General features: G+C 54.6%; 13 protein-coding genes and 1 pseudogene. 13 read left to right on the top strand and 1 reads right to left on the bottom strand.

From position 1 onward, the window contains the following. Positions 1 to 59: 59 nt before the first annotated feature. The 6 genes from leuC to HMPREF3164_RS01155 all read left to right on the top strand — a co-directional run bounded on the left by leuC (position 60) and on the right by HMPREF3164_RS01155 (position 7,140). Positions 60 to 1,544 carry a 3-isopropylmalate dehydratase large subunit gene (gene leuC / locus HMPREF3164_RS01180; RefSeq protein WP_048751508.1) on the top strand — a complete coding sequence of 495 codons (1,485 nt, stop codon included), beginning with the start codon at positions 60 to 62 and terminating at the stop codon, positions 1,542 to 1,544. 11 nt (positions 1,545 to 1,555) lie between these two features. Beyond that, positions 1,556 to 2,149, top strand: a complete 594-nt coding sequence (gene leuD / locus HMPREF3164_RS01175; RefSeq protein ID WP_013399252.1) for a 3-isopropylmalate dehydratase small subunit — start codon at positions 1,556 to 1,558, stop codon at positions 2,147 to 2,149. Between the two features lie 345 nt (positions 2,150 to 2,494). Next, positions 2,495 to 3,928 (top strand): UDP-N-acetylglucosamine 1-carboxyvinyltransferase, encoded by a 1,434-nt coding sequence (gene murA, locus HMPREF3164_RS01170; protein ID WP_004004898.1) that lies wholly within the window; start codon positions 2,495 to 2,497, stop codon positions 3,926 to 3,928. A gap of 1 nt (position 3,929) precedes the next feature. After that, positions 3,930 to 4,784 (top strand): lysophospholipid acyltransferase family protein, encoded by an 855-nt coding sequence (locus HMPREF3164_RS01165; RefSeq protein ID WP_048751504.1) that lies wholly within the window; start codon positions 3,930 to 3,932, stop codon positions 4,782 to 4,784. An 11-nt stretch (positions 4,785 to 4,795) separates the two neighbouring features. After that, the gene (locus HMPREF3164_RS01160; RefSeq protein ID WP_070448505.1) at positions 4,796 to 5,908 is read left to right on the top strand and encodes an NAD(P)H-dependent glycerol-3-phosphate dehydrogenase; all 1,113 of its coding nucleotides are present in this window, start codon (positions 4,796 to 4,798) and stop codon (positions 5,906 to 5,908) included. 107 nt (positions 5,909 to 6,015) lie between these two features. Beyond that, positions 6,016 to 7,140 carry a D-alanine--D-alanine ligase family protein gene (locus HMPREF3164_RS01155; RefSeq protein ID WP_070448504.1) on the top strand — a complete coding sequence of 375 codons (1,125 nt, stop codon included), beginning with the start codon at positions 6,016 to 6,018 and terminating at the stop codon, positions 7,138 to 7,140. A 124-nt stretch (positions 7,141 to 7,264) separates the two neighbouring features. Here the strand turns inward: HMPREF3164_RS01155 and HMPREF3164_RS01150 are convergent, their stop codons facing one another. Further along, positions 7,265 to 7,855, bottom strand: coding sequence for a DUF3515 domain-containing protein (locus HMPREF3164_RS01150; protein ID WP_239662014.1), 591 nt, complete (start codon positions 7,853 to 7,855; stop codon positions 7,265 to 7,267). A 275-nt stretch (positions 7,856 to 8,130) separates the two neighbouring features. On the opposite strand from HMPREF3164_RS01150, the gene HMPREF3164_RS01145 reads away from it, so the two are divergent. The 7 genes and pseudogenes from HMPREF3164_RS01145 (at position 8,131) to HMPREF3164_RS01115 (ending at position 17,727) form a co-directional block, all read left to right on the top strand. After that, positions 8,131 to 9,900: a transcriptional regulator gene (locus tag HMPREF3164_RS01145; RefSeq protein WP_083297309.1), complete on the top strand. Its 1,770-nt coding sequence runs from the start codon at positions 8,131 to 8,133 to the stop codon at positions 9,898 to 9,900. 81 nt (positions 9,901 to 9,981) lie between these two features. After that, complete coding sequence (gene thiL, locus HMPREF3164_RS01140; RefSeq protein ID WP_141744090.1) at positions 9,982 to 11,067, top strand: thiamine-phosphate kinase; 1,086 nt, start codon at positions 9,982 to 9,984, stop codon at positions 11,065 to 11,067. Between the two features lie 55 nt (positions 11,068 to 11,122). Then, positions 11,123 to 12,340 (top strand): DAK2 domain-containing protein, encoded by a 1,218-nt coding sequence (locus HMPREF3164_RS01135; RefSeq protein WP_048751499.1) that lies wholly within the window; start codon positions 11,123 to 11,125, stop codon positions 12,338 to 12,340. 179 nt (positions 12,341 to 12,519) lie between these two features. Further along, a complete protein-coding gene (locus tag HMPREF3164_RS01130; RefSeq protein ID WP_168160738.1) occupies positions 12,520 to 15,816 on the top strand; it encodes an ATP-dependent DNA helicase RecG in 3,297 nt (1,098 codons plus the stop codon). Between the two features lie 68 nt (positions 15,817 to 15,884). Further along, positions 15,885 to 16,502: pseudogene (gene rsmD / locus HMPREF3164_RS01125) on the top strand (16S rRNA (guanine(966)-N(2))-methyltransferase RsmD); the annotation flags it as partial. After that, positions 16,496 to 17,005 (top strand): pantetheine-phosphate adenylyltransferase, encoded by a 510-nt coding sequence (gene coaD, locus HMPREF3164_RS01120; protein ID WP_070448501.1) that lies wholly within the window; start codon positions 16,496 to 16,498, stop codon positions 17,003 to 17,005. The pseudogene rsmD and the gene coaD, both read left to right, overlap by 7 nt. A gap of 194 nt (positions 17,006 to 17,199) precedes the next feature. After that, positions 17,200 to 17,727, top strand: a complete 528-nt coding sequence (locus HMPREF3164_RS01115) for a YceD family protein (RefSeq protein WP_004004887.1) — start codon at positions 17,200 to 17,202, stop codon at positions 17,725 to 17,727. Positions 17,728 to 17,740: the final 13 nt, after the last annotated feature.

Genomic DNA, 17,740 nt, shown 5'->3' with positions numbered 1-17,740 from the left:
ATAAGGCACTATATATCTATGATTGGCGGAAAGCCCGCCATATCAAAGCAGGAGGAAAAATGGCAGGGGACAATACTGCTGCGACAAGCGCTATACCCACATCTGTGAAGCGCCCGCGTACTCTCGCCGAAAAAGTCTGGGAGAACCACGTCGTGGTGCCCGGGCAAGATGGCAAACCCGACCTTCTCTATATTGACCTGCATCTTCTGCATGAGGTGACCTCGCCCCAGGCTTTTGAAGGACTACGCCTCGAAAACAGGCCCCTGCGCCGTCTCGACTTGACGATCGCAACTGAAGATCACAATACCCCCACCGAAAATATTTTCTCGACCATTGCGGATATTACTTCGCGAACCCAGATCGAAACCCTGCGTCGTAACACCGCGGAATTTGGCGTGCGCCTCCATCCGCTCGGCGATATCGAACAGGGTATCGTACACGTAGTCGGCCCGCAGCTGGGATTGACCATGCCCGGAATAACCGTCGTCTGTGGTGACTCGCACACCTCAACCCACGGGGCTTTCGGTGCACTTGCCTTCGGCATCGGCACCTCTGAGGTTGAGCACGTGATGGCAACCCAAACCCTGCCGCTGGCGCGCTTTAAAACAATGGCAATCAATGTCGAAGGAACCCTAAAACCTGGAGTAACCGCCAAAGATATTATTCTTGCCGTTATCGCTCAGATCGGTACCGGAGGTGGGCAGGGATACGTACTCGAATACCGCGGTTCCGCGATACGCTCCTTGTCTATGGAAGGGCGTATGACCATCTGCAATATGTCGATTGAGGCAGGCGCGCGTGCGGGTATGGTAGCTCCCGACGAGACTACTTTCGAGTATGTTAAAGGACGCCCTCACGCACCCAAGGGGCAAGATTGGGAGGATGCGCTCGCCTACTGGAAGACCCTTCCCACCGACGAAGGGGCTGTTTTCGACAAAGAAATCTTTATTAATGCAGACGAGCTTGAGCCCTTCGTTACCTGGGGAACAAACCCGGGTCAGGGTGTGCCGCTGAGCCAAGCGGTTCCCGCACCTGAAGACTTTGAGGATGAAAACGACCAGGCAGCCGCATCCCGTGCCCTGGAGTACATGAACCTTAAAGCTGGAACTCCCATGAAAGATATTCCGGTGGACGTCGTATTCTTAGGTTCGTGCACTAACTCACGCATTGAGGATTTGCGTGCTGCCGCCGAAATCATTCGTGGGCGTACCCTTGCCTCAGGCGTGCGTATGATGGTCGTTCCCGGCTCACAGAAAGTTCGCGCACAGGCCGAAGAAGAAGGCCTAGATAAAATCTTCAAGGACTTTGGGGCAGATTGGCGCTTTGCCGGATGCTCTATGTGCTTGGGCATGAACCCCGACCAACTGGCACCGGGGGAGCGATGCGCATCCACCTCGAACCGAAACTTTGAGGGACGCCAGGGTAAAGGCGGACGAACCCATCTTGTCTCGCCGCTAGTCGCTGCCGCAACGGCGGTTCGCGGAACCCTCTCATCACCTTCTGACTTAGAACCACACGCAGACAATGCCCCTGCGGCGGCGTAAAGGAGAACATTGTGGAACCAATTATTAAACACACCGGAATTGGTGTTCCTCTGCGCGTCTCGAACGTGGATACCGACCAAATTATCCCGGCGGTTTACCTCAAACGCGTAACGAAAACAGGCTTTGACGATGCCCTCTTTGTGAATTGGCGTAAGAACCCCGAATTTGTTCTGAACCAAGAACCTTATAAAAATGGGTCAGTGCTGGTGGCGGGCCCCGATTTTGGCACAGGGTCCTCGCGTGAGCACGCGGTCTGGGCGCTTAAGGATTACGGGTTTCGAGTCGTTATATCGTCACGATTCGCCGATATTTTTCGTGGTAACTCAGGTAAACAAGGACTCGTTGCCGCTCAGGTGGCTCAGGATGATGTCGAGTTGATTTGGAAAGCTCTTGAGCGGGAACCTGGTACCGAAATTACCGTTGATTTAGAGAATAAGACGGTAACTGTGGGTGCCCTCGTGGTGCCTTTCCAGATTGATAATTATGTACGCTGGCGTTTGATGGAAGGGCTTGACGATATCGGGCTTACCCTTCAGAACATTGAGGCCATTAAAGACTACGAGGCGCGCCGCCCCGCGTGGATGCCCCGAACTCAGGAAGTCTAGACTGGACACTCGGTGAGGTGCGTACCCTGTGACATCAGGGTACGCACCTCACCGAGCGTTACGGGGTGTATCAGAAACACATTATTGGTATGTTGCTGGGGTTTGATGGTTATATGAGGTGGTTCTTCGAGGAAGTTTATGAGCGGCATCTTTGAACTATCTCGATAAACATCGCGAAGCACAGGTTCTACACAGCTCTTCCGTTTGTAGCAGCCCGTTCGAGAACGTAAAATGATAGCTTGAAAGTCTGTGCAGACCTATTAATAATTCGTTAATGGCGCCGGACCTCAGCACTAACAGCAGTTCTTGTCGGCCCCACCGAGCCGACCGTTCGAAGGATTAGTTATGTCCCTTAACATCAGCGAACTTCGCATTGAGGGTGGTACCCCTCTTAAAGGCGAAGTCCACGTTCGAGGCGCCAAAAACCTCGTACCTAAAGCGATGGTAGCAGCGTTGCACGGATCCACCCGTTCGACCTTGCGTAACGTACCAGACCTAAGCGATGTTGAGATTGTAACTACCCTTGTTGAACTTCACGGTGCGAAAGTTAACTATGATCCTGAAGCCGGTATTCTCACGTTAGATCCCGCCCAAGACGCGAAGACTGCGGCCGATAACGCTGAAGAGATTCAACTCTTCGGCGGTAACTCACGTATTCCGATCCTGATGGTAGGCCCGCTTCTGCATACGCTCGGTACCGCGCGCATCCCTAATCTAGGGGGATGCAAAATCGGCGACCGTCCCATTGATTACCATATGGATGCCCTCCGTAAATTTGGTGCCGTCGTCGAGAAAGACGATGAAAGCGGCACTACTCTGAACGCTCCCGATGAAGGCCTGCACGGTGCTGAAATCGAACTCAATTACCCCTCCGTTGGCGCTACAGAACAGGTTCTTCTGACCGGTGTGCGCGCCCGTGGCACCACGGTTTTGAAGAACGCCGCTATTGAGCCCGAGATTATTGATCTTATTGCGGTTTTGCAGAAGATGGGTGCCATTATCTTCATTAACGAAAACCGCACCATTATTATTGAAGGGGTTGACGCCCTAACCGGGTACGACCACACCGCCTTGGCAGACCGCAATGAGTCCGCTTCCTGGGCATCCGCCGCGTTGGCAACCGGCGGAGATATTTTTGTGCGCGGCGCTTCGCAGAAGGATATGACGGCGTTCCTCAATCAGTTCCGGAAGATGGGTGGTGAATTCGAGGTTACACCGGAAGGAATCCGCTTTACTCACCCCGGTGTGATTACTCCCGGGGCAGAGTTGAACCCTATCGTTTTTGAGACCAACGTGCACCCCGGTTTTATGACCGACTGGCAGCAGCCGCTTGTCGTTGCGCTGACGCAGGCAAAAGGAACTTCTATTGTGCACGAGACCGTGTACGAAGAGCGTTTTGGGTTTACGAATGCCCTCAAACAGATGGGCGCCGATATTGTGGTCATGCGCGATTGCATTGGTAGCGAGTTTTGTCGTTTCCACGGTAAGAGCTTCGGGCACTCCGCTATTATTAGCGGTTCTACCCCGCTTAAGGCCGCTGACATTGAGGTGCCCGATCTGCGCGGTGGATTCTCGCATATTATCGCCGCTCTGACAGCAGAAGGTACATCCCACGTTACGGGTGTTGAAATTATCGCGCGTGGTTACGAGAACTTTGAAAAGAAACTCGAAGCTCTGGGCGCAAAGTTTGAGGTACTTGCCCGCAAACAGAGCAAGACTCCTAAGCCCGATGCAGAAATTGAGATTGTTGTGCCAGAAGAGGTTGAGGTACAGGGCTAGTATGAGCGGTCAACAGGGGAAAAAAGCACTACCCACACTTGAGCCTACCCCTCAAGGAGATAAGCTCTTTAAGATTCTTGGTAACGCCGCCCGTGCGGTGTATAAAGGCATAGCCCGCATCGAAATTATCGGGAGCGAGAACTTCCCGACCGACCGAGGCTATATCGTGGTTGCTAACCATTCCACCGAGATAGACCCTGTAACCGTTGCACTCCCTATCTTCAATAACGGAGTCTTCCCGCGGTTTTTAGCGAAGGACTCTTTGTTCCGAGCGCCCGTTCTGGGATATATTATGCGTAAGATGGCGCATATTCCCGTGATACGCGGCTCTGTAGACGCTCGCAAGGCACTTATTACTGCCCGTAAAGTTGTAGAGGCTGGTGGCGCTGTAGTGATTTACCCTGAGGGGACAACTACTGGCGACCCCGAGGGCTGGCCCATGCAGGCCCGTACGGGTGCTGCCCGTCTTGCCCTCGCAACTGGTGCTCCCGTAGTACCGGTGGCGCACTGGGGCGATGAGCAGATTCTTGGGTATGACTACGAAACCGTGGATGGTGGCCGCGTCAAAGAACATCGTAAGGTTTCCCTATTTCCCCGTAAAACGGTCAAAGTGAAGGTGGGTAAGCCTCTCGATATCGCCTCTTTAATCGATGATCCTTCGCCGGAGGCAAAGCATACGCGTACTGAGCTTGGGGTCGTGACCGACGCTATGCTTGATGCAGTGACCGAACTGCTGGAAGATATACGTGGTGAAAAGGCGCCAACCGGTCGTTGGAATCCCCGAACCAAGCGTCGTGAAGCTCCCGGTGAAATGACCGGGATAGCTGGTAACCTGGGCGAACCGGATCCTAAATAGGAGGCGAGGTTATGGCTCTTTTCACGAATTCCGCTGACAACAGCGAACCGGCTCCGCGTAAGGTATTAAAAATTGCGATCTTGGGTGCGGGAAGCTGGGGGACAGCATTCGCCAAAATTGTGGCTGATTCGGCGCGAGAAAATAAAACGGGCGTGCAGGTAGTCCTTATTGGCCGCAGCGAACAAGCTATGGCAGAGTGCTCTCAGACTAGGGAAAATAGTAAATATTTTCCGGGGATGAAGCTACCCGAGAACCTGGAATTCACGGCGGATGCTCCTACCGGGCTCACTGGCGCCGATTTGGTGGTACTGGCTTTACCCTCACAGGTGCTACGTTCGCAGCTTCAACTTTATGCCCGCTATATTGAGCCGCATGCCCTGCTGGTTTCGCTTGCGAAGGGATTAGAAACCGGTACCGGTTTGCGCATGTCCCAGGTGATTACCGAGGAACTTGAGGAAGCCTTGGCGATGCGCGGCGCAGACATCCGCACTATCGGGCATATACCGCATCGGGTATGCGTGCTTTCAGGGCCGAATCTTGCTACTGAGATTATGGGGGAGGAGCCCACCGCCTCTGTAGTCGCAGCACGCACACTGCCCATCGCAGAAATTGTCGCGCAGGCTTGTGCCTGCAGCTATTTCCGCCCCTACACGAATACCGATGTGGTGGGTACGGAAATCGGCGGTTTGGTGAAGAACGTGATCGCCTTGTGCGTCGGCATCTGTGAAGGTCGCAATTACGGTGATAACTCCAAAGCCTCAATCATGACGCGCGGACTTGCCGAAATTACTCGTCTTGCGGTCGCACTGGGTGGTGAAGCAGCAACAATGAGCGGGCTTGCGGGGATGGGAGATTTGATTGCTACCTGTTCATCGCCGCTTTCACGAAATCATACTGCCGGGCGTCTACTTGCCGAAGGGATAAGCCCGGATAAACTCAGCGAACATATGAGCCAGACAGCGGAATCCATCAAATCAGCCCCCGTCGTAGCGCAATTGGCACGCCGTCACGGAGTCGAAATGCCTATCGTGGAAGCGGTCGTTGCTGTCCTGACTGGACGCATCGAGATCGGACAGCTGGCACCGCTGCTGCTGGGACGGCGCCTGAAGCGCGAAGGCCATTAACATCAAGATCTTCCGCAAGAAAATTTTTGCGGCAGGTAAAACAACTAATACAGCACGTGTGCGCAGACATGGGCGCTTGAGGGGCGCTCTCTTACGAAGGAGATACAATGACCGAAAACGCACAGAAGAAAACTGTTGCTCTACTGTGTGGCGGACGTTCTTCGGAACACCCTATTTCTCTGATTACTGCCGTAGGCGTGCTAGGCGCCATTGACAGCAGCGTCTACGACGTGGTGACTATTGGCATTACAAAAGACGGTCGTTGGTATTTGACGAATCTGGAAGAGCTGAGTGCACTTCTCGACGCTGCCCCTGCACATGCAGAGTTTACAGGTGGTTCGCACCAGGTTTTCCTGCCTCTTGGAGCCGGGGATTCGCGAGTGCACCTAGTAGATGATGACGGAAATCTTGAGTATGGTCCTGCCCTTGACGTGGTATTCCCCCTCATACACGGTCCTTTCGGCGAAGACGGAACAATTCAGGGTCTTCTGGAACTCGCTGAGTTGCCCTATGTAGGATGCGGCGTGACGGCATCAGCCGTAGGTATGGATAAGCACTTTATGAAGGTTGCATTTGAGTCTGCTGGGCTGGAGGTTGGGCCTTATGAGGTGGTGACCGATCGCCAATGGACTCATGAGCGCGAGGAATCGCTTAAACGTATAACCGCCCTTGGTTACCCCATGTTCGTTAAACCCACGCGTGCGGGTTCTTCTTTTGGCATTACCAAAGTGGATAAATTTGAGGAACTTGTTCCGGCTATCGAAGAAGCGCGCCGCCATGACGCAAAGATTATTGTGGAAGCTGGCATTGTGGGGCGTGAAATCGAGTGCGGCGTCCTAGACGGTCACCACGGTGATATGCCGCGCGCATCATACCCCGGCGAAATCGAGGTCGTTGATGAGGACCACGGTTTCTATGATTTTGATGCTAAATATATCTCAAAGTCTTCGGCAGTTACCCGGTGCCCCGCCGATTTACCGAAGGATATGCAGGAGCGTTTGCGTGTTCTGGCGGTTAAGGCGTTTTTGGCCCTTGACGGCGAAGGATTGTCCCGCGCAGATTTCTTCTACACCCCGGATGGTCGTTTGGTGATCAACGAGGTGAACACTATGCCGGGATTTACTCCGATTTCAATGTACAAAACCATGTGGGAAAACACCGGAATTTCCTATACCGAACTGATTGATGAACTGCTGACTCTTGCACTGGAGCGTCCTTTAGGGCTGCGCTAATGAAGTCTTAAATAGAGAAGGAAATTCCAGTGTTAGAGCCCCCAAGACCTCAGGTTTTGGGGGCTCTAAAATTTGCGTTTGCGTGAAGCGAACTGACGGTAAGGATCCAGAGGTCTTGAATCCTCTATTTTCCGGTTTTGACACCGTTGAGAGTATCGTTGATGTTCGTGCATTTCTTCTGAGACGGAATTTGTTTGACCGCCGAGTTGAGCTCAGCAAGAAGAGTTGATGATGAAACCTTATCTGCGTCGAAGGTTACTTCAATGGCAGGCGTTCGTCCGTACGTGGTTGCCGTCCACGTTCCCGTCGCACGGTTTTCAGGGCCTGCAGCGGCGGAGGAAGACGCTGAGACTGGCGGTGCTGAGTTCTCTGGCGCATCCTTGGGACGCAGTACCCAATCAATCCCATTGACCTCAGCGCATGGGTCCGATACGGGTTCCTGAACGGTAACACCGCATTTGAGAATCACGGAGGCTGGTTCGCCCCAAGCAGTCGTTCCTTGCGCCGTAGTTTCACGCTGCTGTAGGCCAACGAGTTTTTCTGGCATAGCAACCATCGCATAAGCACATACGGGGTTGGCGGCATCTGGAGCCGGATCAAGATTGACATTGCCCGCTCCACATGCGCTGAGCGACAGCACCCCGGTGAGCGCAAGACCCAAGCCTGCTCGCTTCGCTGGGGACATGACGAAAAAGTTAAAAGACGTAAAAGTCACTCTTTCATTCTAACGTACGGTATATTCACTGGCGTGTCGCAAAAACATAGCGCGGCAGATCAGAGGAAAGCAAAAATTTGAATACCAATTTAAAGCTCAAAGTCACGACAATTTGCCCATAGTCCAGGTACCATGAAAGTAACAGTTAATAGTTGATCGTGAAAAGATTCTTAAAATTCGATAAACTTTTGAGAGAAGCACATCCTTGTTATTTAGGGTGTAGACTCACCCAAGCACGCATATTGTTCGGTAGCTATTCGGTATAAGGACACTTTTTGGGAAACAGACAATGCAAAGTAGCGTCGGCTAGCCTAGCGACTGCATTGATTGCATTCGGTAGTGTGCCGATCGCCGCAACGCTGACACAGGAGGCACGTGGCGCTTCCGGGAAGGTCGCAAACCATCCTGCGACCTCTGACGTTGTCGCGCCCGGACAAGCTGTCGTACAACCTGCCGTACCAGCTACCTTTGCAGCTTTAGGTCAGAAAAATGCTGTGACTCCTATGCCCATGCCGTCTGCAACCGCTACCTTGACTATGTACGGCATGGCCTCCGGCAACGTAACCTATGCTGCTCAGCCTGCCGTCGCCCTGCAATCGGAGTCTCCCATTGCAGGCGCCGAGTTTGCCGCTGCACCTCCGCTTGACTATGACCAGCAGGACGACAAGACTCCTGAGGCTACCGAAACCCCTACACAACGAGCTGCCCCGGACCAGAACACTGATGAAGATGACGCGGAAGTTCAGCCTGTAAGCCCCGAATATGAGAGTCCGCAGGCGCAGCCTTATAATACCGAAGTTCCTACAGAGGATGCTGACACAGAGGCTGTAACCCCAACTCCTGCAGCCCCCGTTCAGAACCTTCCTGCTGAGGACGCTGAGGCAGCTTCCCCGGACCTTGGAGAAGAACCAGCAGCTACTCCTGTGACGCCTACTCCGGCTCCTACAGATCAGACTCCGGTGAATCCCACACCAGTAACCCCTACGCCCACACCGGTTAATCCGACCCCGGTGAACCCGGAGCCTGTGCCTGCCAACCCTACTCCTGTGACGCCTACTCCGGCTCCTACAGATCAGACTCCGGTGAATCCCACACCGGTAACCCCTGCTCCGGTGAATCCCACACCGGCCCCAGTGAAACCTACGCCTACACAGGCCAACCCAACACCAGTTACCCCTGCGCCTGATCCGGTACCGACCATTGTGCCTAGTCCGGATCTGACCCCGGTTAACCCTGCTCCGGTGAATCCCACACCGGTCCCGGCGAACCCTACGCCTACACAGGCCAACCCAACACCGGTGTATCCTACCCCCACTCCCATAACACCGGCTCCGGCTAAGCCAACACCCGTGACCCCCACGCCGGTCCCGGTCTCTCCGACCCCGTCGCCCGTAACACCTACTCCTGCAGACCCCGCACCTGCACCGTCTCAGGATCCTGGGTGGACCCCTGCGCCTTCGGAGCAGCCTACTAGCCAGCCTGTTCCGTTCCCGAGCCCAAGTGCTTCCGAATCGGCAGCTCCAACTCCTAGCCCGAGTCCTTCGGGGCATGGAAACCCGGGGTCTGACGATTCGCCAGCTCCAGATGCCAGCCCTTCGGCAACGCCGTCGAGCAATGTCTCTCCAGCACCCGCGCCGTCTACATCTGCTGAACCCTTCCCCAATAGCATCGCGACGTTGGGGCGTTTTGCAACAAATTCAGGGTTCCCCAATGCGTTCCCCGGCGCCGCAGACTGGGTACAGGGATATTTGTCCCGTGGAGAGAACGCCCGGAATGGCTCGCCAACTTTGAGAATGGCGAACCCACAGGAGTCTAGAAACGGTTCTTATTCTGTTCCATCTGCTGTGAACCCGGTTGCCCGTCCGCCTGCAACGTCCGCTGGTTCGCAAGCGCAACGGAACGGCGATAGCCCTAAGAGTGTTCAGGAACGTTCAACGGATTCTCGTGGCCCTGGACTCTCAGGTTTCGTGCCGTTGGCGTTCTTCTCCCTGCTAATTCTTGCGATTACCATTGTGGCGATTCGGTACTTTATCCGTGCCAGGTAACAGGGTATGGGCGATTATTGGGGAATGAACCCTCGGACCAAAAAGCATAAAGCACGGGAAAGTTCACTCCGGAAGAGTACATTGGCTCAGCTGGGGGAGTCCCGTGTTTTGCAATTGTTTATGCCCATGCTGGATGAGCATAACCGCTCCGTAATCCAGGTTGCCTCCGCACATGGGCAGGAACCGGTGCTTGAAGTAGGTCCCGGTGACGACTGCGCAGTGCTCACGGGCGATAATCGACGCACGGTTATCACCACAGATACTCTGGTACATGGGCAAGATTTTCTCGATATCTGGCCTGCCGGTCCGCGTAGCGGCGGTTACGAGGTAGGGTGGAAAGCCACCACCCAGAACCTTGCCGATATTGCGGCTATGGGTGCTGAACCCGTTAGCCTTTTTGTATCTCTAAGTCTGCCGCCCGAAACCCCCTATGGTTGGGTTGAAGACTTTGCCCGCGGTATCCTCGACTCGCTGCATGCATGCGGCGCTACAGTCTGTACGGTAGGCGGCGGTGATCTAGGTAGCGCACGTGATGCCAGCGTTACCGTAACGGCTGTTGGACGATGCGAAAACCCCGTGCTGAGGTCTGGGGCGCAACCGGGAGATACCGTAGCTTTGGCGGGCCGTACCGGGTGGGCTGATGCCGGGCTGCGGCTACTGACAATCACAGGCTCTCTCGACTTGATAGAGCAGCTGCCTTCCACGGAGAAAGAACGTATCGAACGCGCTGTTACCCATCAGCTAAGGCCCGTATCGCCCATACCCGCAGGGCGACGCGCTGCAGCGTACGGCGCCAACGCTATGCTAGACCTTTCAGACGGACTCGTTAAAGACGCGCGTCGAATTGCCGAAGCATCCGGCGTCGATATCGTGTTCAATGATCCTGCGATTACCGAGCTGGCACGTGAGCTGGTACCAGTGGCAAGTCTTATTCTTGAGCATCAGCCCCATAACGATCATGGTGATTCTGCGGTCAGCCTGGCCCGTGAATGCGTTCTGGGCGGTGGCGAGGACCACGGGCTTTTAGCATGTTTTCCGGCGGGTGCCACGATTCCTGAGGGATTTGTCGCTTTAGGCTCTTGCAGTGCTCAAGAACGAAGTGCATCACGAATTCTGTGCGATGGATATGAGCTCCAAAACTATGGTTGGGAACATTACCGAGCATAACCGTCGTATGCTAGAAAGAGCACGGTTACCCAATCCTAGATGGGAAGGATACGTTATGACGAGCGAGCACTTTGCCGCACAAACCCCGCTTAACTTCGGGGTCACGTGGATTGGCGAGGCGCTCTCAACGGTGCGGGCATATTGCGACACACTTAACTCTCTGAACGCTTTCCCTGTTCCCGACCAGGACACAGGCTCGAATTTGGTACACACTTTAGATGCCCTCAATAAGGCCTTTAGTGAGGAGCTTGATACCCTTCTGCACGATCTTCACGCTCTCACGACGGATATACAGAGCGTTAACCAACGTCTGGGTGAAATCTATGAGAATGCTCTCGTGCAAGCCAGTCGGATGGCTCGCGGCAATTCTGGGACACTCCTGTGCGCCTGGGCGTTGGAGGCAGTGCGTACCTACTGGAATTTTTCCGGCCGTCTAGCAGAAGAGCTGGGCGAAGAGGTACATAATCTGCCACTTCTTCAGGATCTTGAGGCGATGTACCGTGAAACACCTGTTACGGAAACCGGTACACGCGAGAGCGCGTACCGTGAGAGCTATGCGTTAGCGCTTGCCGCCGAACGAGTACGCCGTATTATTGCGGATGAAAGCCTAGAGCAGGGCACTATGGTAGCGATTATGGTTGCGCTCGCAGATTACCGTTTTCACTATCGTGCAGGATCGGAGCTTACCGATGTGACGGCACGTGCAGAGTTTCGTCGCGCCACGATGCGCCGAGCGCTTGAGGGCACAGCGCAGAATCCGCCGCTGCCAGAACTCAAGGGATACGTAGATGCAGGTGCCCTAGGCTTTTATTTGGCAGCGGTACAATCAAATCCGCGCTGGATGAGCTCGCGTATGCCTGCGCAGGAAGTTTATGCCTTGGCGGAGCCTCCTACAGATGTTACAAAGCCGAACAGTACGTCTGCTCGGAAAGCACGAAAGACCGAAGGAACGCAGGACCAGGCAGAGCATCATACTGATGCGACCGGTACTCGGGAAAACCCAGGGTCAATCTGGGAAATCATGGGGACGCTAACTATAGACCCCCTTACTCTCGTACAGCTTCGAGCAGAATTAGAAGAGCTTGGCGACTCGCTGTTGCTCACCCCGCTCGATTTTAAGAACAATATGTGGACCTTACACGTGCATGTGCCGTCTTTGGAAGAAGCCCGCAGAGTTATCGCGCGCTACGGCGTATTGGACGATGAACGGGTGAGCTCACTGAGCGCCCAAGAGAATGAAAGTACTGCGCCATCCTGCTCTCAAGATTTCTAGAGCCTGTGTTCACGGGGAGGGTGGGCGATCAGGACATGCGCTGCGTGGTGACATGAGCTAACGAGGTTCGTAGCGTGTCCCAAATGTGCAACGGTAGTATTAAATCTACGTCTTATAAGACCGTTTGAGCCGAAGGTATTCGGGTTGACGGAGTGCCGCGAGCAGAAAGGAGGGAAAACGTGTCACCTCAAAACTCGAAAGAAGCGCATGATGAGGGCTCGACTCCCAGCCTTTTTGCTGATGAATTTTTAGAAAGCGGTCTTGGACAGGCCAAGAAAGCTGCCAAACAGCAGCCAACCGATGCCGAGCATTCTGACCCTAAATCATCTGCCATTCTCTCTGAGGACGAACTTGTAGCCCATGAATATGTAACGGTTCGCGACCTTGCCGAGTATGCACGCGGCACTAAAACGTTAGCGGAGCTCTCCACCCTTGCGCATCAGCGTGAAAGTTCGGAGTATCAGCGTATTGTGGATGCTTTGCGTGCCTCTTTGGGTGCGGCGGCTCAGAATATGGAGACAGTGGAACTGTACGAACTGGCTGATATTGCGTATACGGCACGTACTGAGGCACCATCTAGGTGCGGAACATCTGCCCGACGAAAGAGCACAAAGACCACACAAACCAAACCGCAAAAACCGGCAGCAAAGAAAGCGAAACCCCCACGAACCAATCCAAAAAATTCTACGCATAAGCAATTAAGCACGGATTTCTCTCCGGAGAAAAACAATAATCTTGCTTCTCTTGTAGAAGAGCCGCATCATGAAAAGGCCGAACCAAAGAACGCCGTAAAGACACCGGGAAAGAAACCTTCGCGCAAGAAAGCCACCGGCCCAAATACCCCTAAGAAAGCAGATAAGTTAGCCGCGCGAGTGCGGAATATAAAATATAATTCGGACTCTTCTCAAGAGCAAGAAAAGCAACAGCAACGTGCCGCACGGTCGCAGGTTTTAGCACGCTATAACGATGAGAAACGCCTGGAAAACGCACCCTTAACACGCTACCTGTCAGTGGCAACGGCACGCGCCCTCAAAACTCACCTGAGCATAAGCACGGTGGGGGAGCTGCTGGAATATTTTCCACGGAAGTATTTGCCTCGCGGAGAACTTAGCCGGTTTGCCGACCTTGTTGAGGGACAGGACGTGACAATTATCGCCAGGGTCACGAACGTTTCGACCCGAACTATGGCGGCACGCAGAGGAAAAATCACCGAAGTCACGATTACCGATACCCTTGCAGAATCCGACCAGAATTCGGTCGATAATTCTTCATCAGGTACCTTTGCCGTACGCGAGGGTAGGGCCAATACACCGCAACGAATGCCTGCGGGTAAAACCAACCCGCGCGTGAGCGGATTGGCCGCGCCTTCCGCCGGTTACTCGGGCTATGCGGATTCCTACGGACAACAGAGCAGCGGGAATAATTTCTTCGGCGTGCCGCAACATATATTCGGCGGTTCGGATATATCAGGAACCGGGCGGGTGGGCTCCACCATGAAGCTTTCCTTCTTCAACGCATGGACCGCGGCACGCGAGATCCATGCCGGCGAAACCATGATGTTCTCCGGGAAGGTGGGGATTTATCGTGGGGAGTATACACTGACAAACCCGCATTACGCCCTGCTTTCGGACGACGGAAATGCGAACGCCCCCGAACGGGCCGAGGCGCCCATTCCCGTTTATCGTGCTCCGGTAAAACTGCCAACGGATCGCATCGCGACTGCTATTGCTCAGCTCATCGAATCTGTGCCCCTAAAAGAGCTTGAAGACCCAATACCGTATAAAATACGCCGCGCCCGAAAAGTCCCTTCGCTGGAGTGGACCTATCGCGCCCTGCACACTCCCGATAGTGAGGACACCTGGCGCGCCGCTCAAGCTCAGATGCGCTACCGAGAAGCCTTCGTTCTGCAGAGCGCCTTGGCCCGGTTACACGCCGCACGTGCCGCCCACGCCACCGTGGCCCGGCCCGCCCTGCCGGATGGGGCAGCAGATGCTCTGCTGAACGTGCTTCCCTATGAGCTCACCGAGGGGCAGCAACGAGTGGGCAAGGAAATTTCCCGTGATCTCGCCTCACCGTCACCCATGAATCGGCTTCTGCAAGGCGATGTCGGCTCGGGCAAAACGGTGGTAGCCCTTCGCGCTATGCTTCAGGTAGCCGACTCTGGTGGGCAATCCGCGATGCTCGCACCCACCGAAGTGCTCGCCGAACAGCATTTCCGTTCGATTCTCGATATTCTCGGGGATTTAGCGGATACCGAGGGCATACCGGGATATGAGACTACACTTTTTCACCCCCAAAACCAAAAAGAAAGCAAAAAACCCGCGCATCGCGTGCGGGTTAGGCTACTCAGCGCCTCAATGCCTAGTGCACACAAGCGTGCCGTACTCGCCGAGATCGCCGACGGCACCGCCGACGTGGTAATCGGAACCCACGCCCTGCTTTCGGACACGGTCACCTTCCGCGACCTTGGCATGGTTGTGGTCGATGAACAGCACCGTTTTGGCGTGGAACAGCGTGACTCTCTGCGTGGGAACAACGGCGAGCTGCCCCATCGTCTGGTGATGACGGCAACCCCCATTCCGCGTACCGTCGCCATGACCGTGTTTGGCGACCTTGATGTTTCCGTTCTCGATCAGCTACCCGCCGGACGGCAACAGATCGCAACCCACGTGGTGCCGCTTGCCGAAAAACCGACCTGGGCAGATCGCCTGTGGACACGCGCTCGCGAAGAGATCGATGCTGGGCACCAGGTCTACGTGGTAGTTCCCAAAATTGGCGATGACGATGAAGAACTTGAAGAAGGCCAGCACCTCTTCGGCGATGCCGGGCGTGAAGGTTCTCAGAGTTCTGACGGCAAAACACGCCTGACCTCCGTGACTGCGATGACCGCCTATCTAAAACAGAATCCGGCGCTGACTGGAACCCGGATTGCAAGCCTGCATGGGCGTATGGACCCCGAGGAAAAAACTGCTGTAATGACCGCGTTTGAACGCGGAGAGATAGATATTCTGGTGAGCACCACTGTTATTGAAGTGGGTGTGAACGTACCGAACGCAACCCTCATGATGATTATGGACGCCGATCGCTTCGGTATTTCCGGGCTGCACCAGCTTCGCGGTCGTGTAGGGCGTGGTGGTTTTGCCGGAACCTGCTTGCTTGTTACCCGGCAAGAAGCGGGAGGGGTATCTCGCGAACGTCTAGATGCGGTAGCGGCCACCACCGACGGGTTTAAACTTTCACAGATAGACCTGCAGCAGCGCCGTGAGGGTGATATCCTAGGTGCCGCGCAGTCCGGGAAGAAGAGTACCCTTAAGTTCCTGAGGGCTCTCGCTGACGCAACCATTATTGAGCGCGCTCGTGAGGATGCGCGGGCGCTGATCGCGGCGGATCCCACGCTGGCGAAGCATCCGAACTTGGCACGTACGATTGACCGGGCGCTTGATGCCGACCGTGAGGCATTTTTGGGGCGTGGCTAACACACGGGTTTGGCGGTTTTGTTACCTTGGGCCTCCGCCACTAGAGACTATCGACGAACAGACGTGAGGAACGCATGAGTCGTATTATTGCCGGAACTGCTGGTGGTCTACGCCTTGCCTCGGTGCCGGGGGAGAACACTCGTCCCACGACCGACCGAGTGAAGGAATCACTTTTCTCGAAACTGGAGAGCTATGATGTTGTGCAGGGAGCGCGTGTTCTTGATGCTTATGCCGGATCGGGTGCCCTCGGATGCGAAGCGCTCTCGCGGGGCGCCGCATCCGTCGAGTTCGTGGAGAAGCACCCCAAGGCATGTGAGGTTACCCGCCGAAATGTTGCGGCAACGTCGAAAACTGCAACCGGTATTACCCGAGTGACTCAAGGGAGCGCGCAAAGCTATGCAGCGGTTCATAGCGGCCCCTGGGATCTTGTATTTCTTGACCCTCCATATGCATTTACGCAAGAGCAGGTTCTCGATATTTTGCGTGTCATCACCCCGAATCTAGCGGAGGGTGCCATCGTGGTCGTGGAGCGTTCCTCACGCGATGCGGAACCCGCGTGGAGCTCTCAGCTGCGCCGGTTTGCAATGAAGAAATATGGCGAGACGGTGCTGTACTATCTTGAACCAGATGAATCATATACGGATACTGGTTCTGAACCCGCCGAAAGCGAGAATGCTTCATGTTAGCTATCTGCCCCGGATCGTTTGACCCGATTCACCATGGACACCTGGAGATTATTGCTCGTGCCTCTGCGCTCTTTGATGATGTGATCGTGGGGGTTGCACATAACTCCTCTAAAAAATACCTTTTTTCTCTGTCGGAGCGCGTGAACTTGGTGGAGCGTTCCCTCGCGGAGCGCGGTATTACCACCGTGAAGGTTGAGGTTATTCCGCCGGGGGTACTTTTGGCACAGTGGGCTCAGGAACACGGGGCGCAGGTGCTTGTTAAGGGCCTCCGCTCGGGGGCGGATTACGAGTATGAGGCTCCAATGGCGAGTATGAACCGTCATTTAGCAAACTTGGAGACGGTGTTCTTGGCGGGGGAAGACCGTTTCGGCGGGGTGTCTTCGACGATTATCCGTGAGGTTGCATCCTTAGGCGGCGACGTTTCTGTTTATGTGCCGCGTGTGGTCTCGGACGCGCTCGTCGCTAAGCACTCACAGGTCTCGACCGATAACACGATTGCGTAGTTTTATGCGCGATTCTCCCACGATCTAGGGCGTTTTTCCTGGGTTTGCGCGTATTTTATGTGAATTTTGATACGTCGAATGTCATAGTTTGCCACCCAAACCTTGATTAACGGCGGTTGAGGGGATAGAATATCTCTTTGGTTTAAGCATTTTGTATAAGGAGATATGCCATTTCACCTCAAAACTCCTCTGATTTGGTGGTGTCAGTCAAAAATCTGGTGCACCGTCCCGGATCTATGGAAACCCTCGACGAGGTTGTACAGGCACCCGCTGAGATGGGTAATGCCCTGATTGGTGTACAAGAAGGCACCGACATGGACCTGAACATTCGGCTGGAGTCGGTAGTAGATGGTATCCTGGTAAGCGGCACAACCGTAGTGGATGTACACGGCGAGTGTAGCCTATGTTTGGATCCGATTGATTACGAAATGTCGACCAACATACAAGAGCTTTTTGTTTTCGAGAAGGCCCCCTCTGGCGGCCCCGAAGACGAAGACGATGAGCAGTATGCCGTTGAAGGTGAATCTATTGACCTTGAGCCGGCACTGCGGGATGCAGTAATCCTTCAACTGCCGTTCCAGCCCGTCTGCCGGGAAACCTGCCAGGGACTGTGCTCTGAATGCGGAGCGCGCCTGGAGGAAGACCCCGGGCATCATCACGAGGTGTTGGATCCGCGCTGGTCAGCCCTACAGGGTTTGCTGAGCGAGGATACCGAAAACTAAATTGTTGTTACGA

It is taken from the genome of Rothia sp. HMSC08A08 (assembly GCF_001808385.1).
Lineage (GTDB): Bacteria > Actinomycetota > Actinomycetes > Actinomycetales > Micrococcaceae > Rothia > Rothia dentocariosa.
Note: the sequence above shows the minus strand (reverse complement) of the source record. Positions and strands in the feature narration are given on the sequence as shown.

Coding starts and splice junctions, on each gene's coding strand:
- leuC (WP_048751508.1), top strand. CDS start 60: ATGGCAGGGGACAATACTGCTGCGACAAGCGCTATACCCACATCTGTG.
- coaD (WP_070448501.1), top strand. CDS start 16,496: ATGTTAGCTATCTGCCCCGGATCGTTTGACCCGATTCACCATGGACAC.
- HMPREF3164_RS01155 (WP_070448504.1), top strand. CDS start 6,016: ATGACCGAAAACGCACAGAAGAAAACTGTTGCTCTACTGTGTGGCGGA.
- HMPREF3164_RS01165 (WP_048751504.1), top strand. CDS start 3,930: ATGAGCGGTCAACAGGGGAAAAAAGCACTACCCACACTTGAGCCTACC.
- HMPREF3164_RS01135 (WP_048751499.1), top strand. CDS start 11,123: ATGACGAGCGAGCACTTTGCCGCACAAACCCCGCTTAACTTCGGGGTC.
- HMPREF3164_RS01160 (WP_070448505.1), top strand. CDS start 4,796: ATGGCTCTTTTCACGAATTCCGCTGACAACAGCGAACCGGCTCCGCGT.
- murA (WP_004004898.1), top strand. CDS start 2,495: ATGTCCCTTAACATCAGCGAACTTCGCATTGAGGGTGGTACCCCTCTT.